Origin of the sequence: Nonomuraea fuscirosea (assembly GCF_003001935.1) — a bacterium.
Taxonomy (GTDB): Bacteria; Actinomycetota; Actinomycetes; order Streptosporangiales; family Streptosporangiaceae; genus Nonomuraea; species Nonomuraea fuscirosea.
In genome coordinates this window covers 141078-152406 of record NZ_PVNG01000019.1, presented here as the reverse complement: position 1 = coordinate 152406, position 11329 = coordinate 141078, and the positions used below count along the sequence as shown (strand labels likewise).

Below are 11329 nucleotides of genomic sequence, written 5' to 3'. Positions count from 1 at the left end.
CCCCGTGAGAGTGGCTCGCCGTGCGGCGGTAGTCTGCCCGTCCAGCAGGACTTTCCCGCTGGCACGGACTCGCCCGGTGAAAGTGGCCAGCTCAGCGGCAGTGACGCACCCCATGGAAACGGCTTGCCCTGTGTCAGCTACTTGCCCAGTGGGGGCGAATCGCAAGATGGCGGAGACTCGTCCCGTGGGCGTGGTTCGCCGCGTGGCAGTGAGTCGCCCAGTAGGCGTGGCTCGTCCGCTGGAGGCGGCTCGCCCAGCGAAGGTGGCTCGCCCAGCGAAGGTGGCTCGCCCAGCGAAGGTGGCTCGCCCAGCGAAGGTGGCTTGGCCGGTGGAGGTGGCTTGGTCACCCACGGTGGCTTGGCCGGTGAAGGTGGCTGGTGGGGTGGGGGTCATCGGATGCTCAGGGAGCGTAGGGCGGACTTCAGGAGGGCGGCTATCTGGGGTTGGCGGCCGGCGGCCAGGTCGGCGTCGGCGTCGGGTTCTACGGCTGCGATGGCCTCGTCGGCGTCCTTGCTGGAGTAGCCCAGCCCCACCAGGCCGGAGTGGACCTGCTCGCGCCAGACCGCCACCTTGCGCTCTCCGTTGATGGCGGCGTTGACGGCCTCCTCGGGTGTGCCGAGCCGGTCCTTGAGCTCCAGCACGATCCGCTGGGCCCCCTTCTGCCCGATTCCCGGCACCTGGGTAAGTGCTTTGAGATCGGCGGTGGCCACGGCGACCCGCAGCGCGTTGGGCGTGTGGACGGCGAGCATGGCCAGGGCCAGCTTGGGCCCCACGCCGCTGGCGGTCTGCAGCAGTTCGAAGACGGCCCGCTCGTCGTCGGTGGAGAAGCCGTACAGGGTGAGTGACTCCTCGCGCACCACCAGCGACGTGGCCAGGCGCGCCCCCTCGCCCAGGCGGAGGGTGGCGAGGGTGCCCGGGGTGCAGTGGGTCAGGATGCCGACCCCTCCGACCTCGATCACGGCTCCGTCGGGCGCTATCGCCGTCACCTTGCCCGCCACTGACGCGATCACGCCCTGCCTCCCGTCATCCACGTCGCCACGTAACGACTCCCGTCACCGGCTCGCGCCGGAGCGCGCGCCGCGCTCCGGACTCGGGCGGCAGCACGCCGCCACCTCGGCCCGCGGACCTCCACGACCGGTTCCCACATCTCACCACGGATCGCGCTCCAGGCACGCCACATCCCCCGGCGGATCGCTGAGAGCGGAGCCGACGGCGGCCACGTTGTGACTGGTGAAGCCGGATGTAAGGCCTGTACGGAGTTCGTATAAGGCCCGGTTCGAGGTCCCGGTTCGAGGTCCCCGGTACAGGTCCAGTACGAGGGATCGGTCCGAGGTCCGGGTGCACGGTCCGCTCCGAAGTCCCGGTGCGCGGTCCGGTCCGAGGTCCGGGGTGGAGCCGAATGTACGGCTCGGGGCGAAGGCCGAAGTGCAGGCGGATGTGCGGCCCTCGGCTTCGGATCCCCGATCATCGGCGCGGGGATTGGCGGGTGGCGCGGGCGACGGCTTCGGCGAGGCGGTGCTGGGCGCCGCCGCGCCAGACGTGGCAGATGGCGAGGGCGAGGGCGTCGGCGGCGTCGGCGGGCTTGGGGATCTCGGTGAGCCGCAGCAGCCGGGTGACCATGGCGCCGATCTGTTTCTTGTCGGCCGTGCCGCTGCCCGTGATGGCGGCCTTGACCTCGGACGGCGTGTGCAGCGCCACGGGCAGGCCGCGCCGGGCCGCGCAGAGGACGGCGATGCCGGCGGCCTGGGCGGTGCCCATCACGGTCCGGACGTTGTGCTGGCTGAAGACGCGCTCGACCGCAACCGCGTCGGGGCGTACGTCGTCGAGCCAGCGCTCGATCCCCGCCTCGATGCCGACGAGCCTGGACCCGAGGTCCTCGTCGGCCCCGGTGCGGACCACCCCGACGGCCACCAGGGCCAGGGGCGCGCCCGGGCGCCCTTCGACGGCCCCGAGACCGCACCGGGTCAGCCCCGGGTCGACGCCCATCACCCGCACCGGCATGCCTCCAAGAAAGACCGGGGACCAGAACACCTGTTCGGCAGGAGACTTTACTCCGGCGGGCGCGCGGGCGCATCGGGAAACACGCGGTCAGCGGGGAAACGCGCGCGTCAGAAGTAGTCGAGCATGTACGGCCGGGCGGCGAAGGCCGCTTCGAGTGCCTGGTCATGGCGGTCATCTCCGGACATGAGACCGCTGAGGCGCAGCGTGTACGGCGGGATGCCGGCGTACAGGGCGGAGAATCCGTTCACTGAAAGCGTGACGCCGGGACCCTCGGCCGGTGTGGCCGTGCCGGATCCGCCGGAGATGTCCAGCCGCCACGTGCCCCCGCCCCGCGTCGGGTCGTCCACGGTGACGACGGCGTCGCAGGCCGCGTGCGCCGGGTAGCCCCTGCGCCCGACCGCCGCCGCCACGTCCAGCACCCTGAACATCCACCGCGTCTCCGTGACCTGCTCCTTCGTCCGGTCGGGCAGCAGCCACAGCACCGGGTCGTCGGGCGCCACGGTCGCGACGATGTCACGGGCGACCGAGGACGCGCTGCCGACCATCGACCACAGGGCCCGCAGGGTGTCGGGCGAGGCGGCGACGAGGTTCTCGACCTCGATGTCGCCGCCCTTCCATCGGTAGATCGCGTAGCCGTCGTCGGCGAGGTAGAGGAAGTCGTCCTCGTCGGCCAGCCACAGGTTCCACGTGTGCTCGTCGTAGGAGATCGGGCCGCTGGAGCGGGCGGCGGCGTGGGCGCGGTGCAGTACGGAGACGACCTCGCCGCCGTCGCCCGGCCCCATCCTGCGCAGCTTGACCGGGCCGGACGGGCGGATCCTGCGCAGCGACTCGGCGGGGAGCCTGACGGTCCGCCTGGCTCCCGCGTGTTCGTAGCCGATGCCCCGGTAGATGGGCGTGGTGGCCGGGTAGAGCGCGGAGACCGCGTCACCCAGCTCCACCGCGCGGTCCATGACGGCCCGCATGATCCGCGTGCCGACGCCCCGCCCGCGGTCCTCGGGGTTGACGGTGACCCCGGCGACCCCGGCCATGGCCTGCGGCCGGCCGTGCCACCACTGCGTGAACCGGCGCAGCCGCGCCGCGGCGGCCAGCCGCGAGCCGTCGAACGCGCCCAGGTAGCGGCCCTCGGCCACCGTCACGAGCGCGGCCTGGCGCCACTTCTCCCTGTCTGCGGCGGGCACGGGGCCGAACGAGCGCCTGCGGACGTCGAGGACGTCGTCGAAGTCTTCGGGCGTAATGTTGCGAATCTCCACAATGAGCCAACTTACGCAGCGTCCGTACGTACCGGCGAACCATTAGTCGTGACGGCGAGCCGGTCGAGGTAGAGGAGTTGCGCGGCCACGAGGGCGGCGAGCGCGACGGCGACCACGAGCAGCGGCGTGGCGGCGCCGATGTCGGGCGTGCCTCCGGCAAAGGAGCCGAGCCTGGTCACCTGGCTGACCGGCGTGGTGTGGACGTCCGCCTGCTGCGCGACGAGGAGCGGCCAGCTGAGGTCGTGGGCGTTCACGAGGGTGACGGCGCCGGCCAGGATGCCCGCCATGGGGAGCGAGGGCAGCAGCACGCCGCCGAAGAAGTCGCCGCCCGAGCGCTCGGACAGCCCCTTGCACAGCAGGGTGAGCACGAGCAGGGCGGGCACGCTCACCAGCAGCGGCGGGACGAGGGCGGGGAAGGAGTCGATGAGGCCGAGGTTGCGGGCGTTCTGCCAGTTGGCGACGCCGAGCGGGCCCGGGCCGACGAACAACCAGGGGGCGAACGCCAGCAGCAGCCACTCGCTGCCCCGGCCGAGCGGGCGCAGGCCGCCGATGCCGAGCGCGGCGAGGTAGGCCACCCCCACCGAGACCAGGGCTCCGGCCAGGGCGGGCACCCAGGTGTTGACGTGGGTCCGCAGGGTCGAGGCGGGTGCGGACGGGGTGGCGAGCACGCCGTCGATCCAGGGCCAGGAGAGCAGCACCCAGGCCGCGGCGAAGATCAGCAGCGCGACCACGCCGGCCGCCACCCATCCGGTCCCGGCCGTCCGCCGGCCGACGGCCGCGCCGTACGCCCCGCCGGGAGCGGCCGGTGAGCCGGTGCCCGCGCCGTACGCCCCGCCCGGCGCCGCCGGCGATCCGTGAAACGCGGGTACGCCCTGCGGTGCCTGCGCGCCTCCGTAAGGTGCGGCCTCGCCGTGGGGTACGGGCCCGCCCGGAGTCTCGAACGGGTCATGAGGTACGGGTCCGCCCTTCAGCTCAGGTGCGCCCTGAGCCGGCTTGAGGCGGGGCGTCAGCGTGATGCGCAGCCGGGAGAGCACCGCGACGAGCGTGGCGACGACGCCCAGCACGCCGAGGATCACCCCTGAGAGGGCCGCCACGGCCGCGCCAGGGCCGAACCGGGCCATTCTGAAGGCGTAGTCGTACTGCAGGCCCGCCAGCGTCTCTGTGGCGTGCTGAGGGCCTCCGCGCGTGAGCACCATGCCGATGGAGAACGTCTGGACGCCGGTGGCGACGGTGGCCAGGAGGACGAGCGCGGCCACGGCGAGCGTCGCGGGCACGGCGGAACCACCGCGCAGAGCGGGCAGGTAGGCGAGCACGGCCAGCGCGCACACGATGCCGAACGTGCCGGCGGCGACGATGAGCCGCAGCGTCCACGGCGCGGTGCCGGGCTCGCGCAGCCCCTGGGCCAGCGCGGTCAGGCCGGACGACTCCGGGCTCAGCCCGCGCGTCCACGCGCCCGCGACGGCGACCGGCGAGAACGTGACCACGGCCAGCGAGAGCACGACCCGTCCCGCCCGCCTCGGCCAGGCGCCGGCCCGGTCGAGCGCCAGCGCCAGCAGCGGCGCCACCACCACGGCGACCAGCAGCGGGAGCAGGGTGAGCGAGAGCGTGAAGCCCAGCGCCCGCCAGAACGCGCCGTCGCCGAGCAGGTCCGCGTAGTTGGCCGTCCCCGCGTAGGCGCTCTCCCGCATGACGCCGCCGCTCTGGAAGCTGAGCCAGAGCGTCTGGACGGTCGGCAGGACCAGCGTGATGAGGGCGCCGAGCAGCGCGGGCACGGCGAGCAGCCAGCCGAGCGCCGACAGGTTCGGCCGGGGCGGGTTGGGGGAAGTCACGTCGCCCGACCCTACTTCGCCCCGGCTCGGCACGCACGCCCGACAGACCGGCCGGGGACTACCGGCTCTCAGGCGGCGGTCCGCACCCCGCACGTCGGACCGGCGTTCGAAAAGCGGCCCGGACCTGCCCGAACGCACAGGCGCACGCACGCGCCGGGGAACGGTCAGTCGAGCGCGGCGAGAACCTCGTCGGAGACGTCGAAGTTGGCGAAGACGTTCTGCACGTCGTCGCTGTCCTCCAGCGCGTCGATGAGGCGGAACACCTTCTTGGCGCCCTCCTCGTCGAGCGGCACGCTCATCGTCGGCAGGAAGCTGGACTCGGCCGAGTCGTAGTCGATCCCGGCGTCCTGGAGCGCCTTGCGGACCGGGACCAGGTCGCCGGCCTCGGAGACGACCTCGAAGGTGTCGCCGAGGTCGTTGACCTCCTCGGCGCCCGCCTCCAGCACGGCCATCAGCACGGTGTCCTCGTCGAGACCGTCCTTGGGCACGATCACGACGCCCTTGCGGTTGAACATGTAGGACACGGACCCGGGGTCGGCCAGCGAGCCGCCGTTGCGGGTGAGCGCGACGCGCACCTCGGAGGCCGCGCGGTTGCGGTTGTCGGTGAGGCACTCGATGAGCACCGCGACGCCGCCGGGCGCGTAGCCCTCGTACATGATGGTCTGCCAGTCGGCGCCGCCGGCCTCCAGGCCGCCCCCGCGCTTGCGCGCCCGCTCGATGTTGTCGTTGGGCACGGAGTTCTTCTTGGCCTTGAAGATGGCGTCGAAGAGGGTGGGGTTGGCGTCCGGGTCAGGGCCACCGGTCCGGGCCGCCACTTCGATGTTCTTGATGAGCTTGGCGAACAGCTTGCCGCGCTTGGCGTCGAGCGCGGCCTTCTTGTGCTTCGTCGTCGCCCATTTGGAGTGGCCGGACATTACCTAGAGCTCCCTCACCATGTCTACGAAGTAACGGTGCACGCTGACGTCCCCGGTGAGCTCGGGATGGAACGACGTCGCGAGCAACGGCCCTTGACGGACCGCGACGATCCTATCCCCAGGCTCGGCCCTGCCCAGCACATCGACGTCCGCGCCGACGGATTCGACCCAGGGCGCGCGGATGAAGACGGCGTGCACGCGCTGCCCGGCGAAGGTCAGGTCGGACTCGAAGGAGTCGACCTGACGGCCGAACGCGTTGCGCCTGACCACCATGTCGATGCCGCCGATGGTCTGCTGGCCGGCGACGCCGTCCTCGATCCTGTCGGCCAGCATGATCATGCCGGCGCAGGAGCCGTAGGCGGGCAGGCCCTCCTTGATGCGCATCCGCAGCGGGTCGAGCAGGTCGAACGTCTCGGCGAGCTTCCACATCGTGGTCGACTCGCCGCCGGGGATGACCAGGCCGTCGACCGCGTCCAGCTCGGCGGGGCGGCGCACGGCCACGGCCGTCGCGCCGGCCTCCTGGAGCATGCGCGCATGCTCCCGCACGTCCCCCTGGAGGGCGAGTACACCGATCGTGGGCACAGTCGATCCTTCCGTCCGGGTACGGGTTCCGACAATTCAACACCAGGACGGCCCGACATCTTCCGGCAGGGGGCGGCCGCGCGAGGGCCGTATTGGGCGGGGCTCCTCCTTGCGGCCGCGCGAGGGCCGGTCACGGACGGGGCGACTCCTTGCGGCCGTGCAAGGGCCGGTCACGGACGGGGCGACTCCTTGCGGCCGAGTTTGGCCAGGACGGGCAGGGCGACTCCTTGCGGCCGAGTTTGGCCAGGACGGGCAGGGCGGCCGCGAGGGTGGCGCGCTCCTCCTCCGTGAGCGCCTCCAGTTCACGCGCGAGCCGGCCGATCCTGGCCTGGCGGACGGCGCGCAGCCGCTCCCGGCCCTCCTCGGTGAGCTCGACCGTCCTGACGCGCGCGTCGGCGGGGTCGGCGCTCCGGCTGACCAGGCCGGCCTCCTCCAGCCGGTTGATCTGCACGGTCATGGTGGGCAGTTGGACGCCGTGCTCCTCGGCCAGCCCGGTCATGCGGCGCGGGCCGGATTCGAGCGAACCCATGACGCCGTACTGCTGGCTGGTGACGGGCTGGCCGGCGACGGTGCGCCGCAGCAGGAGGACCAGGTGGCGCAGCACCGTGGAGACGTGGCCGGCCAGCTCGGTGAGATCGTCTCTCATGCCACCAACTTAGCCCGGCTAACCTTCCGCGCCGGACCGCCGGAAGAAGGCGCGACGCGGGTACGGCAAGGCTACGGCCGCTCGGTCTCCAGCCGGACCGTCTCCTCCGCCGTGATCCGCCGTCCGAGCCGCAGCGCCGGGTCGAGCGGGCGCAGGTACGTCTGCTGCACCCCGGGCACGCGGTCCTCGATGACGTACGTGGCCCGGGTGTGGACGTCGGCGCCCGGCGTGCGGACCTGCGGCACGACCTTGAAGTCGGCCGCCAGCTGGTCGCGCTCGATCGTCGTCAGCACGTACCCGCGCTGGTTGTTGTAGAACTTCAGATGCGGGTTGATGGCCAGGAACGGGTGCTGCGCCGGGTCGGAGTCGGCCCCGTCACCGCCCGTCGAGATCGAGCTGGCCACCAGCTCCGAGCCCACCGACGGCCCGGTCGGGTCGTCGTAGTCGAGCTTGAGGTCACTGGCCCAGTGCGCGTGCACGTCGCCGGTGAGCACCACGGGGTTGCGCACCTGAGCGTCCATCCACCCCTGCGTGATGCGCCGCCGTGAGGCGACGTAGCCGTCCCAGGCGTCCATGGAGGTGACCTTGGCGGGGCCGGCGTTGTTGTCGCGCTGGGCGAAGAAGACCTGCTGGCCCAGGATGTCCCACTGGGCGCGGGAGGCGCGGAAGCCGTCCAGCAGCCACTCCTCCTGCGCCGCGCCCGTGATAGAGCGGGCCGGGTCGGCGGCGGCGGGGCAGTCGCGGTAGCCGTCGCCGCAGCCCTGGTCGTCGCGGTACTGGCGGGTGTCGAGCATGTGGAACGTGGCCATCCTGCCCCACCTGACCCGCCGGTAGAGCTGCATGTCGATGCCGCGCGGGATCGAGGCGCGGCGCAGCGGCATGTTCTCGTAGTACGCGCGGAAGGCGGCCTCGCGCCTGCTCAGGAAGCCCGGCTGGGGGACCTCCGGCTTCTCGGGCACCTCGCCGGCCCAGTTGTTGTCCAGCTCGTGGTCGTCCCAGACCACCAACCACGGTGCGGCGGCGTGCGCGGCCTGGAGGTCGGGGTCGGCCTTGTACTGGGCGTGGCGCTGGCGGTAGTTCGCCAGCGTCTCGGTCTCGGGGCCCTCGTGGTGGCGGACGTTGCCGCCGGGGATGGTGTAGGTGTCGCGGGTGTACTCGTACTGGTAGTCGCCCAGGTGCAGGATCAAATCGGGGCGCTCGGCGGCCAGGTGGCGGTAGCTGGTGAAGTAGCCGTGCTCGTACTGGGCGCACGAGACGAAGGCCATGCTCAGGGCACCGCCGTACGAGAGCGGGTGCGGCGCGGTGCGGGCGCGGCCGAGCGGCGAGACGTAGGGGCCGACGCGGAAGCGGTACCAGTACTCGCGGTCCGGCCTCAGCCCCGAGACCTCGACGTGCACGCTGTGCCCCCATTCGGGCGTGGCGACGCTCACCCCGGCGCGCACGACGCGGCGGGCGCGCTCGTCGGCGTACACCTGCCACTGCACGGGGAAGGGTCGTCCGGGCATGCCGCCGAGCCCGTCCTCGGCCATCGGCTGCTGGGCGAGCCTGGTCCACAGCACGAAGCCCTCGTGGTCGGGGTCGCCGCAGGCGACGCCGAGGGTGAACGGGTCGGTACGCAGCCCGCGCGAGGCCAGGCTCTGGGCCGTCTCGGCGGCGGGGTCGGGTTCCGGTTCGGCGTGCGCGGCGGCGGCCGGGACGGCCGCGGCGGCGCCTGCTCCTAAACCGGTGACGAGGAAATGCCGGCGGTTGAGTGACATGCGGCGCTCCTGGACGATCTCGGGTGAGGGGACGCCCCGTAGCCTGACCGAAGATCATGACTACGCGGTGAACACCACACAACACGAAAAAGGCGACATCCTTCGCGGATGCCGCCTTCTCCGGCGAAAATCGCCGTCAGGTGTAGCGCCCCCGCCAGGCCGGGTCATCGGGCTCCCGGCCTGCCGTAGGTGATCGTCTCACGCGCGCGAGCCTGTGACCTGCACCGACGCGCCCGATGTCACCAGCCGCGCTCGGCCAGCCGGTGCGGCTGCGGGATCTCGTCGACGTTGATGCCGACCATGGCCTCGCCCAGGCCGCGGGAGACCTTGGCGATGACGTCGGGGTCGTCGTAGAACGTGGTGGCCTTGACGATGGCCGCGGCGCGCTTGGCCGGGTCGCCCGACTTGAAGATGCCCGAGCCCACGAAGACGCCCTCGGCGCCGAGCTGCATCATCATCGCCGCGTCGGCCGGGGTGGCGATGCCGCCGGCGGTGAACAGCACGACCGGCAGCTTGCCGGTCCGCGCGACCTCGGCGACCAGCTCGTAGGGGGCCTGCAGCTCCTTGGCGGCGACGTAGAGCTCGTCCTCAGGCAGCGAGGTCAGGCGCTTGATCTCGGCCCGGATCGTGCGCATGTGCGTGACGGCGTTGGAGACGTCGCCGGTGCCGGCCTCGCCCTTGGAGCGGATCATGGCCGCGCCCTCGGTGATGCGGCGCAGCGCCTCGCCCAGGTTGGTGGCCCCGCACACGAAGGGCACGGTGAACTGCCACTTGTCGATGTGGTTGGCGTAGTCGGCCGGGGTGAGCACCTCGGACTCGTCCACGTAGTCGACGCCGAGCGCCTGCAGCACCCTGGCCTCGACGAAGTGGCCGATGCGGGCCTTGGCCATGACGGGGATCGACACGGCGGCGATGATGCCGTCGATCATGTCGGGGTCGCTCATCCTGGACACGCCGCCCTGGGCGCGGATGTCGGCGGGCACGCGCTCCAGGGCCATGACGGCGACCGCGCCGGCGTCTTCGGCGATCTTGGCCTGCTCGGGGGTGACGACGTCCATGATGACGCCGCCCTTGAGCATCTCGGCCATGCCGCGCTTGACGCGCGCGGTTCCGGTGACGGTTCCGGTGACAGGGGTGCTTTCTGGCGTGCTGCTGGACACGGTCATCCTCACGGGCTCTCACGGCGATTCGGTAAGTTCTCAACCCCATCGTAGGTCCTGGAGGACCCCTCCCCCGACATGCCAAGATGTCAGGTTTTATCGCCGTACCTATACAGGTAGACGCTAGGGGATGACGGGCTTGCGGCTGGCGAGCGCCACCCAGACCTGGCCGGGGGCGAAGTTCATCGGCTCGCCGCTCGGTGTGGTGAACGTCGTGCCGCCGTCCTCCGATTCCCGTTCCCACTTCGCCTTGTACGCTTTACCGTCGCGCAGCACGATCGCCGAGCCCTTGCCCGTGGTGTGCACGAGCGGCGTGTAGCTCTGGTTCTTGTCGTGGAACTCCGAGCGCTCGGTCTTGGTGTACTGCACCACGATCGTCGGCGCGCCGAGCTGGCCGCCCTCGGCGGCCATGTCCTTCTTCCCGTCCTGCCAGATCAGCCACTGCTTCTTCTCCTCCGACCAGGCGAAGGTGAAGCGCGCGGCGGGCCACTTGACGCTGTACGACTTGCGCTCGACCCCGCCCTCGGCCGGCGGGTCGCCGAAGGTGAACCCGATGTCCTTGGCCTTGGTCGCCTTGGGCGCCTTGGCCAGCAGCTGCTTGGTGTTGGCGAAGAGGTTGTAGGGGGCGAAGCGGCCGGGCTGGCGGAAGTACGCGCCGGGGTTGCGGGTGTCGCCCACGTCGAACAGCGACGCCTCGGCGATGAACGGCAGCATCTTGGTCTGCGCGCCGGAGTAGGAGAAGGCCGGCTTGCCGAACTGGGGCGCGATGTGCAGGTCGGAGATGCGGGCGCTGCGCACCGGGCCCACCTTGGCGGGCAGCTTCGAGGAGAAGATCGCCATGAGCCGGGTCAGCCCCGCCTCGACCTGCTCGATGTAGACGATGTCCGCGCTCTTGAGCCCGAGCTGCGGCTTGCCCGCGGCGGTGTTCTCGATCTTCACCGCGAGGACCGGCCTGAGTCTCTCGTACTCCTTGCCGGTGAACGGATGGGCGTTGACCTCCTCGGGCTCCTCGCTGGGCGCGGCCGACGCGGAGGCCTGCGGCGCCTGACCCGCGGCGGGCTCGTCGGAGGAGCAGGCCGAGACGGGCAGCAGCACGGCCGCTCCGGCCAGCCAGAACGTGATCACCCGGGGTAGCCGCACCTGTAACACTCCTCGCTTCAGCCCGAAATCGGGATGAAGCTTACTGGCTT

General features: G+C 71.7%; 10 protein-coding genes. All 10 read right to left on the bottom strand.

What is annotated here, in order from left to right; translation table 11 throughout:
- Window positions 1-389: 389 nt before the first annotated feature.
- A complete protein-coding gene (ruvA, locus tag B0I32_RS37700; RefSeq protein WP_106247901.1) occupies window positions 390-1010 on the bottom strand; it encodes a Holliday junction branch migration protein RuvA in 621 nt (206 codons plus the stop codon).
- Window positions 1011-1464: 454 nt separating this feature from the next.
- A complete protein-coding gene (gene ruvC, locus B0I32_RS37695) occupies window positions 1465-1995 on the bottom strand; it encodes a crossover junction endodeoxyribonuclease RuvC (protein ID WP_106248033.1) in 531 nt (176 codons plus the stop codon).
- Window positions 1996-2108: 113 nt separating this feature from the next.
- The gene (locus tag B0I32_RS37690; RefSeq protein WP_245956264.1) at window positions 2109-3251 is read right to left on the bottom strand and encodes a GNAT family N-acetyltransferase; all 1143 of its coding nucleotides are present in this window, start codon (window positions 3249-3251) and stop codon (window positions 2109-2111) included.
- An 11-nt stretch (window positions 3252-3262) separates the two neighbouring features.
- A complete protein-coding gene (locus B0I32_RS37685) occupies window positions 3263-5080 on the bottom strand; it encodes a carbohydrate ABC transporter permease (RefSeq protein ID WP_106247900.1) in 1818 nt (605 codons plus the stop codon).
- A 164-nt stretch (window positions 5081-5244) separates the two neighbouring features.
- Complete coding sequence (locus tag B0I32_RS37680; RefSeq protein ID WP_106247898.1) at window positions 5245-5994, bottom strand: YebC/PmpR family DNA-binding transcriptional regulator; 750 nt, start codon at window positions 5992-5994, stop codon at window positions 5245-5247.
- Between the two features lie 3 nt (window positions 5995-5997).
- Window positions 5998-6576, bottom strand: coding sequence for a pyridoxal 5'-phosphate synthase glutaminase subunit PdxT (gene pdxT / locus B0I32_RS37675; protein WP_106247896.1), 579 nt, complete (start codon window positions 6574-6576; stop codon window positions 5998-6000).
- Between the two features lie 130 nt (window positions 6577-6706).
- Window positions 6707-7222, bottom strand: coding sequence for a MarR family winged helix-turn-helix transcriptional regulator (locus B0I32_RS37670; protein WP_106247895.1), 516 nt, complete (start codon window positions 7220-7222; stop codon window positions 6707-6709).
- Between the two features lie 71 nt (window positions 7223-7293).
- Window positions 7294-8979, bottom strand: coding sequence for an alkaline phosphatase D family protein (locus B0I32_RS37665; RefSeq protein ID WP_106247893.1), 1686 nt, complete (start codon window positions 8977-8979; stop codon window positions 7294-7296).
- Between the two features lie 239 nt (window positions 8980-9218).
- Window positions 9219-10145 (bottom strand): pyridoxal 5'-phosphate synthase lyase subunit PdxS, encoded by a 927-nt coding sequence (pdxS, locus tag B0I32_RS37660; RefSeq protein ID WP_106247892.1) that lies wholly within the window; start codon window positions 10143-10145, stop codon window positions 9219-9221.
- A 117-nt stretch (window positions 10146-10262) separates the two neighbouring features.
- Window positions 10263-11279, bottom strand: a complete 1017-nt coding sequence (locus tag B0I32_RS37655) for a DUF3048 domain-containing protein (RefSeq protein WP_245956263.1) — start codon at window positions 11277-11279, stop codon at window positions 10263-10265.
- Window positions 11280-11329 lie beyond the last annotated feature (50 nt).

What these genes read in the sequence shown, in the direction of transcription:
- B0I32_RS37680 (WP_106247898.1), bottom strand. Translation starts at nt 5,994, where the DNA reads ATGTCCGGCCACTCCAAATGGGCGACGACGAAGCACAAGAAGGCCGCG.
- B0I32_RS37670 (WP_106247895.1), bottom strand. Translation starts at nt 7,222, where the DNA reads ATGAGAGACGATCTCACCGAGCTGGCCGGCCACGTCTCCACGGTGCTG.
- B0I32_RS37665 (WP_106247893.1), bottom strand. Translation starts at nt 8,979, where the DNA reads ATGTCACTCAACCGCCGGCATTTCCTCGTCACCGGTTTAGGAGCAGGC.
- pdxS (WP_106247892.1), bottom strand. Translation starts at nt 10,145, where the DNA reads ATGACCGTGTCCAGCAGCACGCCAGAAAGCACCCCTGTCACCGGAACC.